General features: G+C 36.9%; 28 protein-coding genes, 2 riboswitches and 1 other annotated feature. Of the genes, 24 read left to right on the forward strand and 4 right to left on the reverse strand.

Annotated features, from left to right (window positions below):
• The first annotated feature begins 7 nt into the window (after positions 1-7).
• On the forward strand, positions 8-97 hold the full coding sequence (locus tag AC22L0_RS03415) for a hypothetical protein (RefSeq protein WP_000608227.1): 90 nt from the start codon (positions 8-10) through the stop codon (positions 95-97).
• A 352-nt stretch (positions 98-449) separates the two neighbouring features.
• Here AC22L0_RS03415 and AC22L0_RS03420 read toward each other — a convergent pair whose 3' ends face one another.
• Both AC22L0_RS03420 and AC22L0_RS03425 read right to left on the reverse strand, forming a co-directional pair.
• Positions 450-689, reverse strand: a complete 240-nt coding sequence (locus tag AC22L0_RS03420) for a YkuS family protein (protein WP_000101022.1) — start codon at positions 687-689, stop codon at positions 450-452.
• Positions 690-775: 86 nt separating this feature from the next.
• Positions 776-1,015 (reverse strand): DUF3911 family protein, encoded by a 240-nt coding sequence (locus tag AC22L0_RS03425; RefSeq protein ID WP_000752512.1) that lies wholly within the window; start codon positions 1,013-1,015, stop codon positions 776-778.
• A 414-nt stretch (positions 1,016-1,429) separates the two neighbouring features.
• Here AC22L0_RS03425 and ilvE point away from each other — a divergent pair, with 414 nt between their 5' ends.
• From ilvE to AC22L0_RS03525, 20 genes are all read left to right on the forward strand, one after another.
• Positions 1,430-2,326, forward strand: coding sequence for a branched-chain-amino-acid transaminase (gene ilvE / locus AC22L0_RS03430; RefSeq protein WP_001005487.1), 897 nt, complete (start codon positions 1,430-1,432; stop codon positions 2,324-2,326).
• 15 nt (positions 2,327-2,341) lie between these two features.
• Positions 2,342-2,569: a binding site (T-box leader), on the forward strand.
• A 72-nt stretch (positions 2,570-2,641) separates the two neighbouring features.
• Positions 2,642-4,342 carry an acetolactate synthase large subunit gene (gene ilvB / locus AC22L0_RS03435; protein WP_000095832.1) on the forward strand — a complete coding sequence of 567 codons (1,701 nt, stop codon included), beginning with the start codon at positions 2,642-2,644 and terminating at the stop codon, positions 4,340-4,342.
• Complete coding sequence (gene ilvN / locus AC22L0_RS03440; RefSeq protein ID WP_000822952.1) at positions 4,339-4,848, forward strand: acetolactate synthase small subunit; 510 nt, start codon at positions 4,339-4,341, stop codon at positions 4,846-4,848. The genes ilvB and ilvN overlap by 4 nt, the downstream gene beginning before the upstream one ends.
• A gap of 26 nt (positions 4,849-4,874) precedes the next feature.
• Positions 4,875-5,885 (forward strand): ketol-acid reductoisomerase, encoded by a 1,011-nt coding sequence (gene ilvC / locus AC22L0_RS03445; RefSeq protein WP_001151747.1) that lies wholly within the window; start codon positions 4,875-4,877, stop codon positions 5,883-5,885.
• A gap of 1 nt (position 5,886) precedes the next feature.
• The gene (gene leuA / locus AC22L0_RS03450; RefSeq protein WP_098207954.1) at positions 5,887-7,407 is read left to right on the forward strand and encodes a 2-isopropylmalate synthase; all 1,521 of its coding nucleotides are present in this window, start codon (positions 5,887-5,889) and stop codon (positions 7,405-7,407) included.
• A gap of 77 nt (positions 7,408-7,484) precedes the next feature.
• On the forward strand, positions 7,485-8,549 hold the full coding sequence (gene leuB, locus AC22L0_RS03455) for a 3-isopropylmalate dehydrogenase (RefSeq protein ID WP_097997925.1): 1,065 nt from the start codon (positions 7,485-7,487) through the stop codon (positions 8,547-8,549).
• Positions 8,549-9,943: a 3-isopropylmalate dehydratase large subunit gene (gene leuC, locus AC22L0_RS03460; protein ID WP_487272140.1), complete on the forward strand. Its 1,395-nt coding sequence runs from the start codon at positions 8,549-8,551 to the stop codon at positions 9,941-9,943. Before leuB ends, leuC begins: the two co-directional genes overlap by 1 nt.
• Positions 9,921-10,502, forward strand: coding sequence for a 3-isopropylmalate dehydratase small subunit (gene leuD, locus AC22L0_RS03465; protein WP_000433186.1), 582 nt, complete (start codon positions 9,921-9,923; stop codon positions 10,500-10,502). The genes leuC and leuD overlap by 23 nt, the downstream gene beginning before the upstream one ends.
• A 308-nt stretch (positions 10,503-10,810) precedes the next feature.
• The gene (locus tag AC22L0_RS03470) at positions 10,811-12,073 is read left to right on the forward strand and encodes an ATP phosphoribosyltransferase regulatory subunit (RefSeq protein ID WP_487272142.1); all 1,263 of its coding nucleotides are present in this window, start codon (positions 10,811-10,813) and stop codon (positions 12,071-12,073) included.
• On the forward strand, positions 12,049-12,684 hold the full coding sequence (gene hisG, locus AC22L0_RS03475) for an ATP phosphoribosyltransferase (RefSeq protein ID WP_021728363.1): 636 nt from the start codon (positions 12,049-12,051) through the stop codon (positions 12,682-12,684). Before AC22L0_RS03470 ends, hisG begins: the two co-directional genes overlap by 25 nt.
• A gap of 11 nt (positions 12,685-12,695) precedes the next feature.
• Positions 12,696-13,985 carry a histidinol dehydrogenase gene (gene hisD / locus AC22L0_RS03480; protein ID WP_487272143.1) on the forward strand — a complete coding sequence of 430 codons (1,290 nt, stop codon included), beginning with the start codon at positions 12,696-12,698 and terminating at the stop codon, positions 13,983-13,985.
• A complete protein-coding gene (gene hisB / locus AC22L0_RS03485; protein ID WP_001249951.1) occupies positions 13,985-14,569 on the forward strand; it encodes an imidazoleglycerol-phosphate dehydratase HisB in 585 nt (194 codons plus the stop codon). Before hisD ends, hisB begins: the two co-directional genes overlap by 1 nt.
• The gene (gene hisH / locus AC22L0_RS03490; RefSeq protein ID WP_021728361.1) at positions 14,570-15,199 is read left to right on the forward strand and encodes an imidazole glycerol phosphate synthase subunit HisH; all 630 of its coding nucleotides are present in this window, start codon (positions 14,570-14,572) and stop codon (positions 15,197-15,199) included.
• Positions 15,172-15,891, forward strand: a complete 720-nt coding sequence (hisA, locus tag AC22L0_RS03495) for a 1-(5-phosphoribosyl)-5-[(5-phosphoribosylamino)methylideneamino]imidazole-4-carboxamide isomerase (protein WP_000402291.1) — start codon at positions 15,172-15,174, stop codon at positions 15,889-15,891. The genes hisH and hisA overlap by 28 nt, the downstream gene beginning before the upstream one ends.
• Positions 15,885-16,643 carry an imidazoleglycerol phosphate synthase cyclase subunit gene (gene hisF / locus AC22L0_RS03500; protein WP_000880109.1) on the forward strand — a complete coding sequence of 253 codons (759 nt, stop codon included), beginning with the start codon at positions 15,885-15,887 and terminating at the stop codon, positions 16,641-16,643. Before hisA ends, hisF begins: the two co-directional genes overlap by 7 nt.
• Entirely contained in the window at positions 16,640-16,945 is a 306-nt protein-coding gene (hisI, locus tag AC22L0_RS03505; protein ID WP_000803961.1) for a phosphoribosyl-AMP cyclohydrolase, read from the forward strand. Before hisF ends, hisI begins: the two co-directional genes overlap by 4 nt.
• 10 nt (positions 16,946-16,955) lie before the next feature.
• On the forward strand, positions 16,956-17,279 hold the full coding sequence (gene hisE / locus AC22L0_RS03510) for a phosphoribosyl-ATP diphosphatase (RefSeq protein ID WP_000426357.1): 324 nt from the start codon (positions 16,956-16,958) through the stop codon (positions 17,277-17,279).
• Positions 17,280-17,291: 12 nt separating this feature from the next.
• Positions 17,292-18,308 (forward strand): histidinol phosphate phosphatase domain-containing protein, encoded by a 1,017-nt coding sequence (locus AC22L0_RS03515; RefSeq protein WP_000861846.1) that lies wholly within the window; start codon positions 17,292-17,294, stop codon positions 18,306-18,308.
• A gap of 68 nt (positions 18,309-18,376) precedes the next feature.
• Positions 18,377-18,544 carry a YozQ family protein gene (locus AC22L0_RS03520; protein ID WP_001118880.1) on the forward strand — a complete coding sequence of 56 codons (168 nt, stop codon included), beginning with the start codon at positions 18,377-18,379 and terminating at the stop codon, positions 18,542-18,544.
• A 144-nt stretch (positions 18,545-18,688) separates the two neighbouring features.
• Entirely contained in the window at positions 18,689-19,660 is a 972-nt protein-coding gene (locus tag AC22L0_RS03525; RefSeq protein WP_001062829.1) for an NAD(P)-dependent oxidoreductase, read from the forward strand.
• A gap of 30 nt (positions 19,661-19,690) precedes the next feature.
• On the opposite strand, the gene pssA is transcribed toward AC22L0_RS03525, so the two are convergent.
• Together pssA and AC22L0_RS03535 are read right to left on the reverse strand one after the other, a co-directional pair.
• Complete coding sequence (gene pssA / locus AC22L0_RS03530) at positions 19,691-20,392, reverse strand: CDP-diacylglycerol--serine O-phosphatidyltransferase (protein ID WP_000285417.1); 702 nt, start codon at positions 20,390-20,392, stop codon at positions 19,691-19,693.
• A 188-nt stretch (positions 20,393-20,580) separates the two neighbouring features.
• On the reverse strand, positions 20,581-22,467 hold the full coding sequence (locus AC22L0_RS03535) for an LTA synthase family protein (protein WP_487272144.1): 1,887 nt from the start codon (positions 22,465-22,467) through the stop codon (positions 20,581-20,583).
• A gap of 254 nt (positions 22,468-22,721) precedes the next feature.
• Between AC22L0_RS03535 and AC22L0_RS03540 the strand changes: the two genes are divergently transcribed.
• The 3 genes from AC22L0_RS03540 to AC22L0_RS03550 all read left to right on the forward strand — a co-directional run bounded on the left by AC22L0_RS03540 (position 22,722) and on the right by AC22L0_RS03550 (position 25,326).
• Positions 22,722-23,117, forward strand: a complete 396-nt coding sequence (locus AC22L0_RS03540) for a DUF3888 domain-containing protein (protein WP_001228823.1) — start codon at positions 22,722-22,724, stop codon at positions 23,115-23,117.
• 89 nt (positions 23,118-23,206) lie between these two features.
• Positions 23,207-23,388, forward strand: a riboswitch (Lysine riboswitch).
• A gap of 180 nt (positions 23,389-23,568) precedes the next feature.
• A complete protein-coding gene (gene lysA, locus AC22L0_RS03545) occupies positions 23,569-24,885 on the forward strand; it encodes a diaminopimelate decarboxylase (protein ID WP_000280649.1) in 1,317 nt (438 codons plus the stop codon).
• A gap of 116 nt (positions 24,886-25,001) precedes the next feature.
• A riboswitch (SAM riboswitch) is annotated at positions 25,002-25,110 on the forward strand.
• Between the two features lie 72 nt (positions 25,111-25,182).
• A complete protein-coding gene (locus AC22L0_RS03550) occupies positions 25,183-25,326 on the forward strand; it encodes a YezD family protein (RefSeq protein WP_000538896.1) in 144 nt (47 codons plus the stop codon).
• Positions 25,327-25,346: the final 20 nt, after the last annotated feature.

Genomic DNA, 25,346 nt, shown 5'->3' on the forward strand with positions numbered 1-25,346 from the left:
GGAATTTATGATTAATATCAAAAACTTAGTAGTTGGCTTATTTATGTTAGTTAGCGGCTTTGTTGTATATGTAATAAAAGAAAAAGCTCCATTCTAAAACAGACAAACCGTTAATGTCTGTTTTTAATTTACGGAAAAAAGTTGACAAGTTATTGTATTGGTGTTAGAATTTTAATTCGTGTCTCGGTTACAGCTAGTGTAAAGTAAATATCTCTTATGAATGCAATACGAAAAGTTTGCGAAAGATCGGGTAATTTTATCAACAACTTTTGTGAACAAACCCTATAAATTGTATTTATAAGCTATATATGTATACTAGTGAATCAAGGAGCGGTCAGTGGAACCGTAATGATGAGAGAGAGGTAGGGCTTTCATCCAGTATATGTTACTTTCCCGTTAGGTGAATATAAAAAAGAGGACTCCTTTTAAAAGGGGTCCTCTTTCATTTTTTAAGTGCGACTTTCAACTTGTTGACAAATTTCATCCGTTGTTAAACCGTGAGCTGTAATGACTGATCCTTTAATTGATGTATCTGCAATGCCCATCACATTAGAATCTTGCCCAGTTACAACGCAACAATCACACCCTTGTGCATCCTGTTCTGAGTTAAGTGTAACAACTTCATGACCTTGTTGTTGAAGAGCTTGTTGAACGTCTGTTAATGAGTTTTCAACGCCAATTCTAGCCATAATTATCACCTCCTACCATCTAATTGCTAGTATGCTCAAGTTCACTGCATATATTTATGAAAAGACGGTAGGAAGTAAATCTTTGTTTAGTCGTTATATACGCCAGTAAGCATTTGACTAACGAATTGATCGTTTAATGTATCTTGTGCTGAAGAAGTATTTGAATGGATGTCGATTGAAGCAATAAAATGATTATGTTCTTTCGTATTTGGTTCTACCTCTACGTAATTATCGAATTTACAAAAACCTTTCGTATCCATTAGATCAAATAATTGCAGCATTTCTACTACCTCTTGTCTCGTTCCTTTAATTTGTACACACGCCATATTTATTTCCTCCTTTATTTTGACAAATTGTTTTTTAAAAATAGGATTATGATTACGAAATGAAAAATATGAATGTTATTTTTAGACAGCGCTATTTTTGTTATTTTCCCCCTTTTTCAGCAAAAGTCGTTATATATCCCCGGATTTATAAAATCGGACGTCCGTTTATTGAATACAATAGATTCGTATCAATTGATGAAAATCCTTCTTTTAAACAAATATTTTTTTAGTGGAAATTGGCGAAAAAAATTTTTTGACTTTTTGTAAACGTTAACAATGTTGTTAAATCAGTATAAGCAAAGAAGTACGTATGATTAAAAATTATAAATTTTCTAAAAATTCACTTGATTTATTTAGAAAGGAGAGTAAACTAGGAAACAATAAAAAATTCATAGAACATAGGAGGCGCTTCTAGTGAATGAGCAATGGATTTTCTTAAATGGAGAATTTGTTCCAAAAGATGAGGCAAAAGTTTCAGTATATGATCATGGCTATTTATATGGCGATGGAGTGTTTGAAGGAATTAGAGTTTATAGCGGTAATGTTTTCCGTTTGAGAGAGCATCTTGTCCGGCTGTATGAATCAGCAAAATCAATCCTTTTAGAAATTCCATATTCATTAGATGAAGTAACAAATATTGTTGTTGAGACGATTCGACAAAATAAATTATCTAATGGATACATTCGCCTTGTTGTATCAAGAGGAGCAGGAAATCTTGGATTGGATCCCGATTCATGTAAGAAGCCGAATGTAGTAGTAATTGCAGAACAATTATCTTTATTCCCACAAGAATATTATGAGAAAGGGATTCCAGTTGTAACAGTTGCAACGCGCCGAAATCGTCCCGATGTTTTATCCCCTCAAGTAAAATCTTTAAATTACTTAAACAATATTTTAGTTCGTATTGAAGCGAAATTAGCTGGAGTACAAGAAGCACTTATGTTAAATGATCAAGGATATGTAGCTGAAGGATCAGGAGATAACGTGTTTATTGTTAAAGGAAATAAATTAATTACACCACCAAGTTCTGCTGGAGCGTTAGAAGGTATTACACGAAACGCCATTTTAGAAATCGGCGAAAAACTTGGGTATGACGTAAGAGAAGAGTTATTTACAAGACATGATGTATATGTAGCTGATGAAGTGTTTTTAACAGGAACAGCTGCTGAAGTGATTGCTGTTACGACAGTAGATGGTAGAACGATTGGCTTAGGGCAAACAGGTCCACATACGAACCGTTTATTAAAAGAGTTTCGTAAGTTAGTTGTAGAAGATGGAGAGAAAATTTACGAAGAAAATAAAGTTGGATAACAACTTTTTTAACATAAGAAAGCGTTGATAGGGAGGAGTAGTTGATTGTGAAGCCTCACAGAGAGTCGGTGGTTGCTGAAAACCGATGGTTCACGTCGACGAACATCGCCCTTGAGTGCTAAGCTAAAGCATTTGTCTAGGCTTAGACGGTAGCTCCGTTATTAGCTAGATCCATTTATGGATCACTGAGGCAAGAGTATTCTTGCGAAGAAGGGTGGTACCGCGAAATCTTTCGTCCCTTCAGCACATAGCTGGAGTGTGGACGTAGGATTTTTTTATTGTATAAAAGTTTGAAAAAGGGGGCTTATAAGAACAATGTCTTCAAAAACGGAAGAGAAACTGGCAACTGGTGCACAGCTATTGTTAGAAGCGCTAGAAAAGGAAGGCGTAGAAGTGATTTTCGGTTATCCGGGTGGTGCCGTTTTACCTCTCTATGATGCATTGTATGATTGTGAAATTCCGCATATTTTAACAAGGCATGAGCAAGGGGCAATTCACGCTGCTGAAGGGTATGCCAGAATTACAGGGCATCCAGGGGTTGTAATTGCAACGAGTGGGCCAGGTGCTACAAATGTAATTACGGGTCTAGCTGATGCGATGATTGATTCATTGCCACTTGTAGTATTTACAGGCCAAGTAGCAACAACGTTAATTGGGAGCGATGCTTTTCAAGAGGCAGATATTATGGGACTTACGATGCCAGTGACAAAACATAACTATCAAGTGCGAAAGGCCTCAGATTTACCTCGAATTATTAAAGAAGCATTTCATATTGCTAAAACTGGAAGACCAGGACCAGTCGTTATTGACCTTCCGAAAGATATGGTAGTCGAGAAAGGTGAGCAATGTAGCAATGTACAAATGGATTTACCGGGATATAACCCTAATTATGAACCGAATCTACTTCAAATAAACAAATTACTCAAAGTAATTGAAACCGCAAAAAAACCGTTAATTTTAGCTGGAGCGGGTATATTGCATGCGAAAGCTTCGAAAGAATTGACAAATTTTGCTCGTAAATATGAAATCCCTGTTGTGCATACATTACTTGGTCTTGGTGGTTTTCCACCAGATGATGAACTATTTCTAGGGATGGGAGGAATGCATGGTTCTTATACAGCAAATATGGCGTTATATGAATGTGACTTACTCATTAATATAGGCGCGAGATTTGATGATCGGCTTACAGGGAATTTAGCTTATTTTGCTAAAGGGGCTACTGTTGCGCATATCGATATCGATCCAGCAGAAATTGGGAAAAATGTGCCAACTGAAATTCCTATTGTTGCAAGTGCTAAGCGGGCATTGGAAGTATTACTTGAACCAGAAGGGGGAAAAGAAAATCATCATGAATGGATCACTTTATTAAAGGGGAGAAAAGAACAATATCCATTCTCTTATAAAAGAAATTCTGAAAGTATTAAGCCCCAATACGCAATTGATATGTTATATGAAATTACGAAGGGAGAAGCGATTGTAACAACAGACGTTGGGCAACACCAAATGTGGGCAGCCCAATATTATCCGCTGAAAAATCCAGATAAATGGGTAACTTCTGGTGGATTAGGAACGATGGGGTTTGGATTTCCAGCAGCAATCGGTGCGCAAATTGCAAAGCCTGAAGAATTAGTTATTGCAATTGTTGGTGATGCTGGATTTCAAATGACTCTACAAGAATTAAGTGTATTAAAAGAACACGCTTTACCCGTTAAAGTATTTATTTTAAATAATGAAGCTTTAGGAATGGTAAGACAGTGGCAAGATGAATTTTACAATCAAAGATATTCACATTCTTTATTACCATGCCAACCAGATTTCGTCGCTCTTGCGAATGCATATGGCATAAAAGGTGTTCGTATTGACGATCCACTTCTTGCAAAGAAGCAAATCCAGCATGCTATTGAATTACAAGAGCCAGTCGTAATTGATTGTCGTGTACTTCAATCAGAGAAGGTTATGCCGATGGTTGCGCCAGGAAAAGGTGTTCACCAAATGGAGGGAGTGGAAAAAGGGTGAAGAGAATTGTTACAGCGACAGTTCGAAATCAAAGTGGTGTTTTAAACCGAATTACAGGGGTTATGACACGAAGACATTTTAATATTGAAAGTATTTCAGTAGGTCATACAGAATCATCAGATATATCGCGAATGACGATTGTTGTACACGTTGAAAGTGAACAGCAAGTGGAGCAGTTAATTAAACAACTGCATAAGCAAATTGACGTACTGAAAGTATCAGATATTACAGAAGAAGCGATGATTGCTAGAGAGCTTGCTCTTATTAAAGTAGCAACTTCTGTAGCGAGGGCAGAATTATATAGTTTAATTGAACCGTTTCGAGCCGCTGTAATAGATGTTGGGAAGGATTCCATAGTTGTGCAAGTAACAGGTACGCAAGACAAAGTAGAAGCGTTAATTGAATTACTTCGTCCATACGGTTTGAAAGAAATTGCTAGAACAGGTGTAACAGCATTTACACGTAGTATGAAAAAACAAGATAAGCAAGTTATGTTAATTCAATAATCATTTAAATATAGGGGGAAATGAAAATGGCAAAAGTTTATTATGAGAAAGATGTAACAGTAAATGTATTAAAGGAAAAGAAAGTAGCAATCATCGGATATGGCTCGCAAGGTCATGCACATGCGCAAAATTTACGTGATAACGGATTTGATGTAGTAGTAGGTTTAAGAAAAGGTAAGTCTTGGAATAAAGCGAATGAAGATGGATTTTCTGTATATACAGTAGCAGAAGCAGCGGAAAAAGCTGATGTAGTAATGATTCTACTGCCTGATGAATTACAACCAGAAGTATATGAAGCTGAAATTGCACCAAATTTACAGGCTGGAAACTCCCTCGTGTTCGCACATGGATTTAATGTTCACTTTGATCAAGTAAAACCACCAGCTAATGTAGATGTATTTCTAGTAGCGCCAAAAGGACCGGGGCATCTCGTACGCCGTACGTTCGCCGAGGGCGGGGCTGTTCCTGCATTATTTGCAGTATATCAAGATGCAACAGGAGTTGCGACTGAAAAAGCACTTTCTTATGCTGACGGAATTGGAGCAACGAGAGCTGGTGTACTAGAAACGACGTTTAAAGAAGAAACAGAAACAGATTTATTTGGGGAGCAAGCTGTACTCTGCGGCGGAGTGACTGCACTTGTAAAAGCTGGGTTTGAAACGTTAGTTGATGCAGGATATCAGCCTGAACTTGCATATTTTGAATGTTTACATGAACTGAAGCTAATCGTTGACCTTATGTACGAAGGTGGACTTGAAAATATGAGATATTCAGTTTCAGATACAGCGCAGTGGGGAGACTTCGTATCAGGACCACGCGTTGTTACTGAAGATACGAAGAAAGCGATGGGGGCAGTATTAGCAGAAATTCAAGATGGTACATTTGCAAGAGGCTGGATTGCAGAGCATAAAGCAGGAAGACCAAATTTCCATGCGACAAATGAGAAAGAGAATAAACATGAAATCGAGGTAGTTGGACGTAAATTACGTGAAATGATGCCTTTCGTACAGCCGCGAGTAAAGGTAGGGGTTAAATAATATGAAGCAGGTTTTGTTCATGGATACAACGCTTCGTGATGGCGAACAATCACCAGGAGTAAATTTAAATGAACAAGAGAAATTACAAATTGCTAGGCAATTAGAGAGGCTTGGTATTCATGTAATGGAAGCTGGATTCGCGGCAGCTTCCGAAGGTGACTTTCAATCGGTAAAACGCATTGCGAATACGATTCAAAATGCTACAGTTATGAGTTTAGCTAGAGCGAAAGAAAGTGATATTCGAAGAGCATATGAAGCTGTGAAAGGTGCTGTATCTCCTCGTCTACACGTATTTTTAGCTACGAGTGATATTCATATGAAATATAAACTTTGTATGTCAAAAGAAGATGTGTTAAATAGTATTCATCGCTCGGTTACGCTTGGAAAATCATTATTTCCGACAGTACAATTTTCTGCAGAAGATGCGACAAGAACAACAAGAGATTTTTTAGCTGAAGCAGTAGAAGTTGCGATTCGTGCAGGAGCGAATGTAATTAATATTCCAGATACAGTTGGATATACGAATCCGGAAGAGTATTATTCTCTTTTTAAATACTTACAAGAATCCGTTCCATCATATGAAAAAGCGATTTTTTCTTGTCATTGTCACGATGATCTTGGTATGGCAGTAGCAAATTCGTTAGCTGCGGTTGAAGGAGGAGCATTGCAAGTAGAAGGAACGATTAATGGCATTGGAGAAAGAGCAGGGAATGCAGCGTTAGAAGAAGTTGCGGTAGCTCTTCATATTAGAAAAGATTTTTATAAAGCAGAGCCTTCAATGACTTTAAAAGAAATTAAGGCGACGAGTATATTAGTAAGCAGGTTAACGGGTATGGTTGTACCGAAAAATAAAGCAATCGTTGGAGCGAATGCATTTGCTCATGAATCGGGCATCCACCAAGACGGGGTTTTAAAAGAAGTAACAACTTATGAAATTATCGAACCAGCGCTTATAGGAGAATCTCAAAATCTCTTTGTACTTGGGAAACACTCTGGCCGTCATGCGTTTACGGAAAAAATGAAAGAGCTTGGTTATGAATTTACAAATGAAGAGCGAGATGCGGCATTCGAAGCATTTAAAAAATTGGCTGATCGTAAAAAGGAAATTACTGAAGAAGATTTACGTGCACTTATGCTTGGAGAAGCAGCATTTGCGGCTCAGCAATATAACATTACGCAACTGCAAGTACATTTCGTATCAAATAGTACACAATGCGCGACAGTTGTGCTGAAGGATGAGGAAGGAAATGTATACGAAGATGCAGCTACTGGTTCTGGTAGTATTGAAGCGATTTACAATGCAATCCAAAGAATTTTAGGATTAGAATGTGAATTGGCAGATTATCGCATACAATCTATTACACAAGGTCAAGATGCACTGGCTCATGTACATGTTGAATTAAAAGAAGGGACACATCAAGTATCAGGTTTTGGTGTTGCGCAAGACGTGTTGGAAGCGTCGGCGAGAGCATATGTCCATGCAGCAGGGAAATTAAAATCTCTTATAGCGCTTGTGAAATAAATATTTGATAGGTGAGAGAAGCTTTCCTCACCTATCAAATTAAAGTTCTGAAAATTCAGTTAAAAGGAGTGTTAAAAATGGAAAAACGTATCGTTTGTTTAGCTGGTGATGGTGTTGGTCCAGAAGTAATGGAAAGTGCGAAGGAAGTATTGCATATGGTAGAAAGGCTATATGGACATCATTTTCATTTGCAAGATGAGTACTTTGGTGGTGTTGCTATCGATTTAACTGGGCAACCATTACCACAGCGAACACTTGCCGCCTGTTTAGCGAGTGATGCGGTTTTACTTGGAGCAGTAGGTGGACCAAGGTGGGATAGTGCGAAAGAAAGGCCTGAGAAAGGATTATTAGCATTAAGAAAAGGACTCGGTGTATTTGCGAATGTTCGCCCTGTAACGGTAGAAAGTGCAACTGCACATTTATCACCATTAAAAAACGCTGATGAAATTGATTTCGTTGTCGTTCGTGAATTAACAGGCGGAATTTATTTTTCTTATCCGAAAGAGCGAACGGAAGAAGTGGCAACAGATACACTTACGTATCATCGCCATGAAATTGAACGTATCGTTTCGTATGCTTTTCAATTAGCGAATAAGCGGAAGAAAAAAGTAACATCTATTGATAAAGCGAATGTTTTAGAGTCTAGTAAATTATGGAGAACTGTGACAGAAGAAGTAGCACTTAGCTACCCAAATGTGGAAGTAGAACACATTTTAGTAGATGCAGCAGCTATGGAATTAATTCGGAATCCAGGAAGATTTGACGTTATTGTAACGGAAAATTTATTTGGTGATATTTTAAGTGATGAGGCTTCAGTATTAGCCGGATCATTAGGAATGCTTCCATCAGCAAGTCACGCTGAAAAGGGGCCTTCATTATACGAGCCTATTCACGGATCAGCACCGGATATTGCGGGGAAAAATAAGGCGAATCCAATTGCGATGATGCGTTCTGTTGCAATGATGCTTGGGCAATCGTTCGGATTAACGAGAGAAGGATATGCAATTGAAGAAGCAGTTTCTGCAGTCCTTAAATCAGGAAAATGTACAGCAGATATCGGGGGGACTGAAACGACAACTTCATTTACAAAGGCAGTTATTCAAGAAATGGAAGAGCAAGCGTTAGTAGGGAGAGGAAGATAATGGGGAAAAGGTTACTAGATAAGCTTTGGGAAAGACATGTAGTTGCGACTAATGAAAATGGATTGGATTTATTATATATCGATCTACATCTTGTTCATGAAGTAACGTCACCGCAAGCCTTTGAAGGCTTGCGGCTTACAAATCGAACAGTCCGCAGACCAGATTTAACATTTGCAACGATGGATCATAATATTCCAACGAAAGATGTTTGGAATATTACCGACCGCATTGCGAAGCAGCAACTAGATACACTTCGGGAAAACTGTAAACGATTTCAGGTGCCATTAGCGGATATCGGAGATGAAGAGCAAGGGATCGTTCATGTTATAGGACCAGAACTTGGACTCACACAGCCAGGAAAAACGATTGTTTGTGGTGATAGTCATACAGCGACACACGGTGCTTTTGGCGCACTAGCGTTTGGTATTGGTACGAGTGAAGTGGAACATGTATTGGCAACGCAAACGTTATGGCAACGAAAGCCGAAAGCGATGGGCATTGAGTTAAAAGGAAAGTTACCGCAAGGTGTTTATGCGAAAGATATTATTTTACATCTTCTTTCAAAGTACGGAGTAGCAGTTGGAACAGGTTACGTAATGGAATTTTACGGAGAGGCCATTCATGCTATGGATATGGAAGAGAGGATGACGCTTTGCAATATGGCAATTGAAGGGGGAGCAAAGGCTGGCATTATTGCACCAGATGAAAAAACGGTTGCTTACGTAAAAGGGCGTAAATATGCGCCGAAAGACTATGAATCTATTAAGGAAAAATGGTCAGAACTTTATACAGATTTAGATGCAGTTTATGATTTACATATTCTAGTAGATGTTACGGATTTAGCGCCGTACGTTACGTGGGGAACAAATCCTAGTATGGGTGTTCGGATTGATGAGAAATTGCCAGAAAAGCATGATGCAAATGACGAAAGAGCGTTTTCTTATATGGGGTTGAGTCCCGGACAAAGTACGTATGACATTCCAGTTCAACATGTTTTCATTGGATCTTGTACAAATTCTAGGCTTTCTGATTTAGAAATTGCTGCATCTGTCGTGAAAGGTAAAAAAGTAAAAGAAGGTGTGCGAGCACTTGTTGTACCTGGATCTCAAAGGGTAAGAGAAGCAGCGATGCATAAAGGATTACATCGCATATTTGAAGAAGCTGGATTTGAATGGAGAGAGCCCGGATGCTCAATGTGTCTAGGTATGAATCCAGATCAAGTGCCTGAAGGAGAACATTGTGCCTCTACGTCAAATCGCAATTTTGAAGGGAGACAAGGAAAGGGAGCACGAACGCATTTAGTTAGCCCGGCAATGGCGGCAGCGGCTGCGTTACATGGTCATTTTGTTGATATTAGAAAGGAGAGTTATGATGGAGCCATTTCGTATTCATAAAGGTACTGCCGCAGTACTGATGAATGATAACATTGATACAGATCAAATTATTCCGAAGCAATATTTAAAGAGAATTGAAAGAACTGGGTTTGGGAAGTTTTTATTTGATGAGTGGCGATATGATAATAATCGCCAAGAAAACCCTAATTTCCCGCTTAATGCACAAGAAAGAAAAGGAGCCAGTATATTAATCACAGGCGATAATTTTGGATGTGGCTCGTCAAGAGAACATGCTCCATGGGCACTTGCTGATTATGGTTTCCGCGTTATTATCGCTGGAGGATTTGCCGATATCTTTTATATGAATTGTATGAAAAATGGCATGTTACCGATTGTAATGGATAAAGATATGCGTGAACAACTTGCTAAAACAGATGCGAGAGAACAAATCATAGTTGATTTAGAAAATGAAATAATGACAACGAATACGCATAGATTCCATTTTACAATCGAGAAAATGTGGAAAGAGAAGTTATTAAATGGTTTAGATGAAATTAGTATTACAATGCAATATGAACAAGAAATAAAAGAGTATGAAAGAAAAGTGGCTTTACATTAAAAAATGACGGAATATTAAAAATGTATTTACATTCAAAATTAACTGTTATATACTATGTGAAAATCAGAGGAGAAAGGGAGTAAGTATTATGAATATCGTGCAATCTATTACAATGCTTACACAACTACATCATCATACATGAAACCCTTGAACCTAGCGTGAAAACGTGTAGGTACAAGGGTTATTCCCGTTGTACCTACACTCTACTGAAGAGCCTTGTAGGTATTTTGTCTACAAGGCTCTTTTTATTTTCGGCTTAGGGGAATGAAATAGGCATACATTAGAAGGGGAAAGGTGTGAAAATTTAGATGACAAAATGGAAACGAGCAAACCCGAATGGAACGAGAGATTATTTATTCGAAGAATGTACGTTAATTGAAGAAGTAGAACAGAAATTAAGGCTTACTTTTTTAGAGAGAGGTTATGAGGAAATAAGAACACCTACAATTGAATTTTATGATGTTTTTGCATTTCAAAATAGACCGATAGATGAAGAGAAGATGTATAAATTTTTTGATGAAAAGGGAAGGATTATCGTTTTACGTCCAGATATGACAATTCCTTTAGCGAGAGTTATTGGAACACAGAGATGGGATACGCCACTTAAAGTGACGTATAGCGGGAATGTATTTCGAGCGAATGAATCCCATTCTGGAAAATATAATGAAATCGTACAAAGTGGTATTGAAGTTATCGGGATTGATAATGTAAGAGCTGAAATTGAATGTGTAATAAGTGTCATTCAAGCACTTCAAAAGTTGAAGGTGCAATCTTTTACAATTGAGATTGGGCAAGTACAGTTATATAAATGTATTGTAAAAAAACTCTCCATCCATGATGAAGAAGAAAGGGTACTTAGAACGTATATAGAAAGTAAAAATTATGCTGCCCTCTTAATTTTTATCGGAGAAAAGAAATTAGATCGATGCGATGAGACAGTAAGATTACTTGAGAAATTGCCAAGGCTATTTGGAAATTTAGAAGTTATTGAGGAAGCAGAAAAGCTTGCTTCAAGTAATGAAATGAAAATGGCAATTGCAAGAATAAAAGAAATGTATGAAACAATTGAAACGTTAGGATATGGTTCTTACATATCAATTGATTTGGGCATGATTCAACACTTAGATTACTATACGGGTGTTATTTTCAAAGGATATATATATGAAATTGGAGAAGAAATCGTTAGTGGCGGAAGATACGATGAGCTAATTGGCAATTTTGGAGAAATGCTGCCAGCTGTTGGACTCGCGGTACAAGTAAATCAAATTGTGAAGGCGCTGCAAGAGCAGCAAGAACCATATGAACGAAATCAAATTGATATTGTGATTCATTATGAGTTAAATAGATTAGCGGAAGCAGAAAGGCTACGAAATTTACTTCGAAAGGATGGGAAGAATGCTTGGTTATCTCTATTCTCTAATTTAAGCGATACCTTTCAATTCGCAAGAAAAAATAAAATAGGAACGGTCGTTGAGGCAAAGAATGAATACTTAGTGGAATATGTATGGAATGAGAAATGGATAGTCCAGAAAGAAGGAGAGGCTTCATGCGTAACATTCAAATTGCGTTAACGAAAGGAAGATTAGAAAAACATGTCATTCCACTTTTTGAGCAGATTGGAATTGATTGCTCCGAGCTCAAAAATAAAGGTAGGAAGCTTGTATTTCAAAGTAAAAATACAAATGTTTCATTTATTTTAGTAAAAGCGGTTGATGTTGCTACTTATGTAGAACATGGGGTAGCTGATATTGGCATCGTTGGAAAAGATATTTTAATGGAAAACGAGAAAGATATTTATGAAATGCTGGATTTAGGAGTGGGGATTTGTAAGTTTTGTGTGGCTTCTATTCCTACGTATAATCCGAAGAGTTACCGAAAAAAAAGAATTGCTACGAAATACCCGCATATTACTTCTACTTATTTTCATGATAAGGGAGAGGATGTAGAAATTATTAAAATAGAAGGTTCTGTAGAAATCGCTCCTCTTCTTGGATTGGCGGATGCAATTGTAGATATTGTTGAAACAGGAAAAACATTACAAGAGAATGGACTCATTGTATTTGAGGAAATGCACTCTATATCAGCTCGGATGATTGTGAATAAGGCAGCTTTAAAAACTAAAAAAGACGAAATATTCAGCATTATAAATATGATGGAGCAAGAAATCTTATCAGGGAAATAGGAGGATTTAAAATGGAAATCATTTATGAAGACTTTAAGGAGGCATTATCTAAAATAAAAGTGCTAAGAGAAAACGCTAATATAATAGAAGAAACTGTTCAAAGAAGTGTAAGAGAAATCATTAGACATGTAAGGGAAGGAAATGATGAGGCTTTATCTTTCTATACAAAAAAGTTTGATGGTGTAGAGATGAAAGATTTTCGTGTAAGTGAAGAAGAAATACAGCAAGCGAGTATGTTTGTAGAGAATTCATTTTTAGAAGCTTTAAAAGAGGCGAAGAAAAACATTGTTTCGTATCACGAAAAACAAAAGAAGTATTCAATCTTCGATTGTGAAAGTAAAGGCATAATTAGAGGGCAGCTTATTCGGCCATTAGAAAATGTAGGTGTATATGTACCAGGTGGGACAGCTTCATATCCTTCTTCAGTATTAATGAATGTATTGCCGGCGAAACTTGCAGGTGTGAAAAAAATTGTAATGGTAACACCGCCGAGGAAAGGGGGAATTGATCCTCATATATTAGCTGCTGCAAATCTTGCGGGAGTAGATGAAATTTATACGATAGGTGGCGCACAAGCAATTGCTGCTTTAGCATACGGGACGGAATCGATTCCGAAAGTGGATAAAATAGTTGGACCGGGAAATTTGTACGTCGCTCTAGCGAAACGAGAAGTATACGGGATAGTAAATATCGATATGATTGCTGGTCCATCAGAAATTGTAGTTGTCGCGGATGAAATAGGTAATGCAAAATATATCGCAGCGGATTTATTATCGCAAGCAGAGCATGATGAGAGAGCAACGGCGATTTGTATTACAACGAATATGGAACTAGCTAAAGAAGTAGAAAAAGAGGTAGAAAGACAGTTAGAAACGTTACCAAGAAGTGAAATTGCACGTGAATCAATAAATAGAAATGGAGCCATCTTTATTGTTGCTTCTTTAGAGGAGGCACTAAAGTTATCAAATGAAATTGCTCCAGAACATTTAGAGTTACATATAAAAGAACCGATGAATGCTCTAGATTATGTGAAACATGCAGGCTCTATTTTCCTTGGGCCATATGCACCTGAACCGCTCGGGGATTATTTGGCGGGACCGAATCATGTATTACCAACGAGCGGAACGGCAAGATTTTTTTCTCCGTTATCAGTCGATGATTTCGTGAAAAAATCAAGTTTTATTTCTTATACAGAGGAAGCATTAAAAAATGTACAGCATCATATTGTAGAGCTTGCAAATAAAGAAGGGTTACATGCACATGCGAGAGCAATCCAAATAAGGTTTGAGGAGGAAAAATAATGCGTCAGTCCAGTCAAGCACGTGAGACGACAGAAACAAAAATTAAATTAAGTTTGCAGCTTGATGAAAGTACGAGTGTATCTATTCAAACGGGGGTTGGTTTTTTCGATCATATGCTGACTTTATTTGCTAGACATGGAAGATTTGGATTGCAAGTTGAGGCAGAAGGTGATGTATTTGTCGATGCACATCACACCGTTGAAGATGTTGGAATTGTACTCGGAAATTGCTTGAAAGAAGCATTGCAAAATAAAGAAGGAATTAATCGTTACGGTTCCGCGTATGTACCGATGGATGAATCTTTAGGATTTGTTGCAATTGATATAAGTGGACGCTCATATTGTGTATTTCAAGGGGAATTAACAAATCCGAAGCTCGGGGATTTTGATACAGAATTGACGGAAGAATTTTTTAGAGCAGTTGCACATGCTGCCAATATTACATTACATGCGCGCGTTCTATACGGAAGTAATACACATCACAAAATTGAAGCATTATTTAAAGCTTTTGGTAGAGCGCTTAGAGAAGCGGTCGAAAAAAATGCCAACATTACTGGTGTAAATTCAACGAAAGGGATGTTGTAATTGATTGCCATTATAGATTATGGAATGGGGAATATTCGCAGTGTAGAGCAAGCATTAAAATATATTGAGGCAGAGTACATTGTAACGAGTGATAAAGAAGAGATATTGAGAAGCGATGGCGTGATTCTACCGGGAGTAGGTGCATTTCCGAAAGCGATGGAAGTATTAAAAGAAAGAGATTTAGTGTGTGTACTAAAAGAAGTTTGTGACATAGGAAAACCACTCCTCGGTATATGTTTGGGCATGCAACTTTTATTTGAACGAAGTGAGGAACTAAAAGATTGTAGCGGGTTAGGTTTACTACCAGGGGAAATTCGTAAGTTAAAAGTTTCGTATAAAATTCCTCATATGGGATGGAATGAATTAAGGAAGGAAAGAGAATTTCCGCTTTGGAATGGATTAGTGGATGGTTCTTTCGTGTATTATGTTCACTCATATTACGCGGATTGTCCAGGTGAAATTGTATGCGGAGTAAGTGATTATGGAATGCAAATACCAGGGTTTGTCGCGAAAGGAAATGTATTTGGTGCACAGTTTCATCCAGAAAAAAGTGGCGAAATTGGCATGCAAATATTAAAAAATTTTCAAGGAGTGGTAGAAGCATGGAAATCTTCCCAGCTATCGATTTAAAAGAAGGGCGATGCGTTAGACTTTATCAAGGAGAGTTTAGTAAAGAAACGGTGATGAATGAAGATCCGGTAGCGCAGGCGATCATATTTGAAAAGCTTGGAGCGGAAATACTACACATTGTTGATTTAGACGGTGCAATTGCTGGCGAGTCGTTAAATTTGCCCGTCATTGAAAAAATCTGCAAGGCGGTACCTATTCCTGTGCAAGTGGGAGGAGGAATTCGTTCACTTGTAACGGTGGAGAAGTTATTGTCAGCAGGTGTAGAAAAAGTGATTTTAGGAACAGCAGCTCTTTATGATAAGTCATTTTTAGAGGAAGCAGTTCGTCTATATAAAGAGAAAATCATTGTTGGAATTGATGCGAAAAATGGTTTCGTAGCAACGAGAGGTTGGCTTGATCTGTCTGAAATTTCTTACGTTAGTTTAGCGAAACAAATGGAAAGTTTAGGTGTTCAAACGATTGTGTTTACAGACATTTCGAAAGACGGGACGCTTGCAGGTCCAAATTTTGAACAATTAGCGATACTTCAAAAAATTGTGGGCATTCGTCTCATCGCCTCTGGAGGAGTGGCATCTATTCAAGATGTGAAAAAGTTAAATGATATGAATATATATGGTGTCATAATTGGAAAGGCGCTTTACGAGAAAACGATTGATTTAGAAGAAGTGTTACAGGTAACGAAGTTATGTTAGCGAAACGAATCATTCCATGTCTAGATGTGAAAGAAGGGCGAGTCGTAAAGGGTGTAAATTTTATAGGATTACAAGATGTCGGTGATCCGGTTGAAATAGCTGAAGCATATAACGAGGCAGGGGCAGATGAAATCGTATTTTTAGATATTACAGCGACTCATGAAGGAAGAAAAACGATTATAGATGTTGTAGAAAAAACAGCAGCTAAAGTATTTATTCCTCTTACGGTTGGCGGGGGGATTTCAAGTGTGAAAGATATGTACAATTTACTAAGAGCTGGAGCAGACAAAGTTTCAATAAACTCAGCGGCAGTGCGAAACCCGAAGCTTATAGAAGAAGGGGCAGAACACTTTGGATCACAATGTATTGTCGTGGCAATTGATGCTAGAAAAGTAGCAGAAGGTAAATGGAACGTATACGTCAACGGCGGAAGAGTTGACACAGGAATGGATGCCATAGAATGGGCGAAGCGTGTTGTTAAACTTGGGGCAGGTGAAATTTTGTTAACGAGTATGGATGCAGATGGAACGAAAAGCGGATATGACCTTCGTTTAACAGAAGAAATTTCAAAAAGTGTTTCCATTCCAGTCATCGCATCAGGGGGCTGTGGTCATACGGATCACATTATAGAAGTTTTTCAAAAGACAACAGTTGATGCAGCGTTAGCGGCATCCATCTTTCATTATGGTGAGGCGACAGTGCAGAGTGTAAAGCGAAAATTAAGAGATGCAAATGTTGAGGTGCGGTTATGAAACCTAATTTTTCAAAAGGATTAATACCAGCAATTGTCATCGAAGAAGGTACGAAAGAAGTTTTAATGCTAGCTTATATGAATGAAGAAGCATATGAAAAAACGTTAGAGACGAAAAGGACATGGTTTTATTCTCGTTCGAGGCAGTCGTTATGGAATAAGGGGGAAACATCAGGGAATCTTCAATATGTGCAATCTTTATATTTGGATTGTGATCAAGATTCAATTGTTGTGAATGTGAAACAAGTAGGACCTGCTTGTCATACGGGAGAGAAGACATGTTTTCACTATCAAATTATATAGGGGGATACATATGGAAAATGCCTTTAAGTTGCTGTATAAAACAATTGAAGAACGAAAGGAAAGCCCACTTCCTGAATCGTATACAAATTATTTATTTTCAAAAGGAGAAGATAAAATTTTAAAGAAAATTGGTGAAGAGTGTGCTGAAGTAATTATCGCATGTAAAAATAATGATAAAGAAGAAGTAGTGAAAGAAATGGTTGATGTATTTTATCACTGTTTCGTTTTATTAGCTGAAAAAAATATTACATTGGAAGATGTCATGCGTGAGGTGAAAGAACGAAATGGAAAGCTTTCGAGAGTTGGGGATAGAAGGGAAATAGATACATTATAAGGGGGAATGTATATGAAAGTAGATTATCATCTTCACTTAGAAGAAGGACCGTATTCAATAGGATGGCTTGCTAAAATAAATGAAGCGCTGGAACGTTATGAACCGCTTCAAGAAAGGCATTCTATTGATTGGCTTATGAAAACACAAGAGCGTTTGCAAAAGCGTGTGAAGGAAGGGCCATTTACAACAGAATGGATGGACCTCTATTTAGAAGAAGCTGTGCGAAAAGGTATAACAGAAGTTGGGATTGTTGATCATTTATATCGTTTTCATGAAGCGAAAGGATATTATGAAAAATATGTAGATATTAGTGATTCTAAGCTCGGTCGTATACAGAAGGAATGGTTAGATCAAGTAAGGGTAGTTTCACTGTATGATTTTACAAAGGTCATTGAAGAGGCGAAAGAACGATGGAGTAAAAGAGGTGTCACACTTAAACTTGGAATTGAAGCGGATTATTTTATTGGTTGTGAAGGAGAGTTAAAAGAATTATTAGCGCTAGGAGACTTTGATTATATAATTGGTTCCGTTCATTTTCTAAATGGCTGGGGATTTGATAATCCAGATACGAAAGAATATTTTGAGAAGCATGACCTACGCGCATTATATGATATGTTTTTTAAAACAGTTGAGAGTGCGATTCGTACCGAGTTATTTGATATTATCGCTCATCTTGATAATATAAAGGTATTTAATTATCGATTGGATGAGAATGAACAGCTTTCTTATTATGAGGAAATTGCCTGTGCGTTAGTAGAAACGAATACGGCAACAGAAATAAATGCAGGATTATACTATCGTTATCCTGTTCGTGAAATGTGCCCAAGTCCACTATATTTACAAGTATTAGCTAAGTATGGTGTTCCAATTACGATTTCTTCGGATGCCCATTATCCAAATGATTTAGGGAATTATGTACAAGAAAATGTACAAACATTACTAGCTCACGGTGTTACTCAGGTTGCAACATTTACGAAGCGAGCAAGAGTAATGAGGTCGCTTGAAGAAGAAGTAACAAATTCAAAATGAAACGCAATTTTTTGATGAAAACCGTCCTTTTTGTTCAAAATAAGAAAGAATGAAAAGGAGGGTAAGAAATGGCGAAACAACAAAATAAACAAAATGTACAAGGTGCACAGCAACAAGCTTATACTTCTGAAACGAATGCTGAATCTCAATCGGTTATTGAGGAGCAAATTAGCGATACGGTTGCAGAAGGAACGATTGATGTGAAGCTTGGAAAAGAATCGCAGGAAAAAGCGTAAGAAAAGGGGAGAGTTGCATCTCCTCTTTTTTCATGGAAAAGTGTCGATTTTTAAAACTATAATCAAATTCCTTGGTTTTTATATGTGGATTTCTTACAATGAAATATAAGAGATATCTTATTTTCTATAGAAGAGGTGTTAGTAGTGGCAAAAATATTAGTAGCGGGAAAAATTCCGGAAATTGGATTAGAACTATTAAAAGATCATGATGTAGAAATGTACGATAAAGAGGAGTTAATTTCTATAGATGAATTAACAGAGCGTGTAAAAGATAAAGATGCATTGTTAAGTTTACTTTCGACAAAGGTGCCAAAAGAAGTTATTGATGCAGCGCCTCATTTAAAGATTGTTGCAAACTATGGTGCTGGTTACGACAATATTGATTACAAGTATGCGGGCGAAAAAGGAATTGCAGTTACGAATACACCGAAAGTATCAACGGAAGCGACTGCAGAATTAACATTTGCACTTCTTTTAGCAGCGGCGCGTAGAATTCCTGAAGGGGATACGTTATGTCGTACGACTGGATTTAACGGATGGGCACCGTTATTTTTCTTAGGACGAGAAGTTCATGGTAAGACAATCGGAATTATAGGTCTTGGAGAAATCGGGAAGGCTGTTGCAAAACGTGCGAAAGCATTTGGAATGGATGTTTTATATACAGGGCCAAATCGTAAGCTTGAAGCTGAAAGTGAGCTGGGGGCAACGTATGTGATGTTGGAAGAATTATTACAAACAGCAGACTTTATTACAATTAACTGTGCTTATAATCCAAATTTACATCATATGATTGATGAAGAGCAGTTTAAAATGATGAAGAAAACAGCGTATATTGTAAATGCTTCACGTGGACCAATTATGAATGAAGCAGCACTTGCTCATGCATTAAAAACGAATGAAATTGAAGGAGCAGCTCTTGACGTGTTTGAATTTGAACCGAAAATTACAGAAGAGCTAAAAGAATTAAAGAATGTAGTACTTGCTCCACACGTAGGGAATGCAACATTTGAAACTCGTGATGCGATGGCTGAAATGGCTGTCAGAAATATTTTAGCTGTATTAAACGGCGAAGAGCCAGTAACACCTGTAAATCAAAAGGTATTAGTTACAAAATAAAAAGAAACCTTCCGGACTCGGAAGGTTTTCTTATTTTTCTTTATTCGCTTTTTTAGACGGTCTTTGTCTAATGAATTGAGATAACATGTACAAAATATATAGTGGAATGGCAATAAATAAGAAAACAGAAAAATTTCCAAATCCTGTTTGATACATTGTAATAATGATTCCAACTAAAAATAGTGTAATAATGATGCTATATCGTGGAATTGGTACATCTTTTAAACTTGGGATACGAATGCGGCTCACCATTAAAAATGCGAACGTTACAAATACGGTAATAAGAACGATTTTTGGAATGGTATGTGAAAATAACGTTAAGAAAGCAACAAGCCCTCCCGCTGCTGTAATCGGTACTCCAGTGAAATATTTCATTGAAGTAGAAGATGGTGTTACATTAAATCGTGCTAAACGATATGCTCCGAAAAGAGGGAATAATCCCGCTATGTATAATCCGATGATTCCGTAGTTTGAGAAAGATGTGTAATACATTAAAACAGCTGGTGCTGCACCAAATGTTACGACATCTGCAAGCGAGTCGAGCTCTTTTCCCATTTGTGAATCAACACGTAATAAACGAGCAACACGACCATCAAGACTATCTAACATCATCCCGATAAGTACTAAAATAGCAGCTGATTTATAATATCCTAAAGATGCATAGCCGATTGATAAAAATCCGCTATATAAATTTCCGAGCGTAAATAAGTTTGGAATAGCTGCTCTATACAAAATTTGATCCCTTGCTTTCTGTAATAAATTCTTAATTAGTGTATGAAAGTTTACTTATTTTATCATACCATAAATTTATTCCTCATACGAAAGAAATTACCAATTTGTGAAAGATTTCATAGAAGGATGGTTTGAAAATTAAGTGAAAATAAAAAGAGGAAGCAACTTGTATAAAGTTGCTTCCTTTACTATTCAAATTTCGTTGTCATCGTTCCAGTTTTATATCGATTATTAGGATCGAAGCGTAATAAATCTCCATAAATTAATTTATCGGAGAGTTTTAATTCTGTTTTTGCTTTTTCAATATACGGCTGACATAGCGTCATGTCAGCTTCTTCACCCGTACTTCTTTTGTAGCACATATTTTTTGTATAAACATACTCTTCAGAAACAAAGCTACCATCACGCATTACCATAAGCGGGTCTTTCTCTTTAATAAATAAGTCAGTTCCAAATTCAACGGATTTATTTGTTTTAATACCAAGTAAATGAAGGAGCGTTGGCTTAATATCAATTTGACCGGATACTTTAGAAACAACTTTTCCTTCTTGACCAGGCACATGAATAATAAGAGGGACTCGTTGTAATTGCATAGAATCGAATGGTGTAATAGTATCTTTTCCTAGGAACTGTGCCATAGCTGCGTTATGGTTTTCGGAAATACCGTAATGATCACCATAGATGACAATAACGGAATTATCATACAATCCTTCTTCTTTTAATTGTTTAATAAATAATTTAAGAGCTTCATCTGTGTAACGAACAGTTGGGAAGTAGCGGTTTACAACACCACTTTCCGAGTTGTATTCATCAACATATTGATCTTCCGGATTTAGAAGAAATGGAAAATGATTTGTTAATGTAATAAATTTTGTATAGAACGGTTGCGGTAAAGATTTTAACTTTGGAATAGATTGTTCAAAGAACTCTTTATCTTTTAATCCCCAACCGACAGACATTTGCTCCGTTCCTGCGTAATCATTTAAATTAAAGTAACGATCATATCCAAGCGCAGGATACATTACATCCCGATTCCAAAACGTTTTATCATTTGAATGGAAGACGGCAGAAGAATATCCGTATTTCTTTAATTGTTCTGGTGTCGCTGTGTATTCATTTGTTGCATGAGTAAAGAATACAGAACCACGATCTAGCGGATAAAGTGAGTTTTCAACGATAAATTCAGCATCAGAAGTTTTACCTTGTCCAGTTTGATGATAGAAGTTATCGAAATAGAAACTATCCTTAATAAATTCATTTAAAAATGGTGTAATTTCTTTTCCATTTATTTTTTTATTAATAACAAAGCTTTGTGTAGATTCCATTGAAATTAAAATTACATTTTTACCTTTTGCAGCTCCAAATAAGTTTTTATCAACTTGTTTGTCTTTTGAGTCTGTATAGTTTTTAATTTCAGAAAACCCATCCCCACTTGCAAATACACGCTCAGCTGAGGACTTGGATTGAAGCGTAATATCAAATAGATGATATGTGTATAAACCTAAATTCTTCACGACAGTTTGACGGTCAAATGAGCGTGAGAACATTTGTGGTTTATAAATAACTGATACAACAATTTGTAGTGCTAATAAAGCTGTTACACCGCTAAAGAAAGTTCGCTTCTCTGAGCGGGAAAGTGGTGTTTTGTCGCCAAATGATGGGAATTTACGCGAAATAAACATTAAAATAATTGCATCTGCAAATAAAAGTAATGTTTTGTACGTAAAGAGTTCTTTTATACTTGTCCCTAAATCAGCCATATTGTTTGTTTGGAATAAAACTGGGAAAGTAACGAAATCGTTATAGAACCCATAAAACATTGCGTTTCCAAATAAAATAAATGACAGTATAAAACTGATTCCAATTATAATTCGGTTTCGGTGCTTAGATGCAAGTAAAGCTAAGCCGAAAAATAAAAGTAACGCAGCTAGTGGATTGATAAAAAGCATGAATTCTTCAAAGAAATTATCAATTTTAATATCAAATGCTAGCTTGTACACAATATATGTTTTAATCCATAGTAAAACGACTGCAACGAGTGCAAATCGCAGTTTTGGAAACAGATGTTGTAGCATAATATACTCCTCTCCTAAAAAGCATGACAGTTCTTGAGAGTCAGTTTGCTTAACGACTCATTTTATATATACGAACAGTCCTTTGTTATTATGATTATTATACTATGAGTATCATTATACGAAAATAAAAGAAGGTTGTGGGCTTTTTTATAATAATCGAGTAGAAAAAGAGTGGTGGGAGACAATAAAACAGAATTTCTATGTATGATAATTATTGTACGCAGAAAGAATCGCGTGATAATACGGAGGTTATAATGCGAAAATTATTATATTTTATAGCATGCAGTAGTGTTATACTTTTTACTTCACCGAGTGTGTCGGTAGCCCAATATGATGCACCTCTTATGGAAGATGCACTTTATTCTGTTTTATTTCCAAAAATAAATAAAGCAATTGAAAAACAATATGGAAGTTTGAAACCTTATCAATGTCCTAAAATTATTAGTTTAAAAAAAGTGTATAGCGGTACATATTTATTTCAAGCAAGTATTGAAGTGACAAAGTATGAACGTGTTGCTGGGAAAATTGCTCCACCATTTGAGAAGGTAACGATTACATTTAATAACGAAGAAGGCGAATGGGAAGTGACAAAGATTTCAGTAAAGCGCTTACCAAACGATACAAAACTAAACTGTAAAAAAACAATATAAAAAATTGTTTGACAAATAAAATGGTCCTTTGGTATTGTTAATAGCAACAATTAGATGTTTGAAAATTAAATAGACTTACCTCATCTACTCTCAAAGGTAGAGGCCGCGATAGGAAAGAGTAAGCTATGGGAGATTTAATGGAATCTGTGATCATAGGTTGAAAGGGACTATTGCCGAAATATAAGAATAACCATCTTATTCATATATTGGGACTGCATTGAATAAATGTAGTACTGTCATAAGATTTATTTTATGGAGAGCTATTTGGAGATGTTGATGCGGTTTCTTATTTTGAGGAGATAACAACTCGTTTATTTTTTCAATATATATTTTTCCTAATAAGAAACGCGTGTGAACATTGTTCCGCGCGTTTTTTGTCTATCTAAAAGCGTGCTGCAATGAATAGAAGATTGGGGTTATGAGTTTTAGAGGAAATAAGGGAGGAATTTAAATGTATTTACACGGCACAAGCCGAATTAATGGGCAAGGACACTTAGAAATTGGAGGGTGCGATACGACGCAGCTAGCAAAGCAATACGGAACACCACTTTATGTATACGATGAAGAGTCTATCCGAGGAAAATGCCGAGCATTTCATCGTGCTTTTAAAGAAAGTGGTTTCTCTTATCAAGTAGCATATGCAAGCAAGGCGTTCTTGTGCATGGAGATGTGCCGAGTAGCTCGTGAAGAGAATATGTCATTAGACGTTGTCTCTGGGGGAGAATTATATACTGCGCTCCAAGCAGGATTTCCGGCATCACGTATTCATTTTCATGGAAATAATAAAACAGAAGAAGAAATAGTGATGGCTCTTCAGGCGAATATCGGTTGTTTTGTCGTAGATAATTTCTTTGAATTAGAAGTTTTACACGATTTAGCGATGCAACATGGAAAGTTTGTGAACATATTAATTCGTGTAACGCCTGGAGTAGAGGCGCACACACATGAATATATTACGACAGGCCAAGATGATTCGAAATTTGGATTTGGCGTTTCAAACGGTCAAGCGATGCAGGCAATTAGATTTGCTTTACAAAAATCCAATTATAATGTGCTAGGGATCCATTCACATATTGGATCGCAAATATTTGAAACAGCTGGTTTTGTTCGAGCGATTGAAGTTCTTCGCCAATTTTTAGTAGAAGTGAGAGAGCAAACAAACTATGTAGTAAAAGTGTTAAATGTAGGCGGGGGATTTGGAATACGCTACACAGAGTCAGATACACCATTAACTCTTGAGACATATGTGCGAGCTGTAACAAGTGCAGTGAGAGAACAATTTACTGTATGTGAATATCCATTGCCAGAAATATGGATTGAACCAGGACGTAGCATTGTAGGTGATGCTGGGACAACAATTTATACAGTTGGATCTGTGAAAGATATTCCTGGTATTCGGAAATATGTATCAGTCGATGGTGGAATGACAGATAATTTAAGACCTGCTTTATATAGCGCGCGTTATGAAGCGATGTTAGCGAATCGAGGGAATGATGAGAATGAGGAACTCGTTTCGATTGCCGGGAAATGCTGTGAGAGTGGAGACATGTTGATTTGGGATATTCATTTACCAAAAGTCGCTTCTTCTGATTTACTAGCAGTTTCCTGTACAGGAGCATACGGGTACTCGATGGCGAATAATTACAATCGGATTCGAAGACCAGCCGTTGTCTTTGCAAAAGGCGGAACATCGCAAGTAGTTGTGGAACGCGAAACATATGAAAATATTATTGGGAACGATCGCATACGTATTAAAGAGCTTGTCTAAATAGAAAAAGGGGTTGTTCGGATGGGCAATTCCTTTTTTGTAAAAATAAAATAATTAAAATATATCGGAAAACTAGGATTGAAAAAAATCAGAATTATGATAAAATACAAATACAAAGCTTATCAAGAGAAGCGGAGGGAACTGGCCCGAAGAAGCTCGGCAACCTGCTTATAGAAAGCAAGGTGCTAAATCCAGCAAAATGGAATCCATTTTGAAAGATAAGGTAAAATATATTACCGAACAGTCTTTTCGAAATGGGAAAGATTTTTTTTATGAATAAAAAGGGGGGCTGTTCGCGTGGGTGTACGGGAACATTTTGATGAAGTATCCGAGAAGATTGAAGCGATGCTTGCTGATATGAAATATGGTTCAATTACAATTGTTGTGCAAGATGGAAAAGTAATTCAGTTAGAGAAAAGTGAAAAGGTACGTTTAAAGTGAAAAGCGCTGACTAGAAAAAC

Source organism: Bacillus sp. LQ01, from assembly GCF_057624735.1.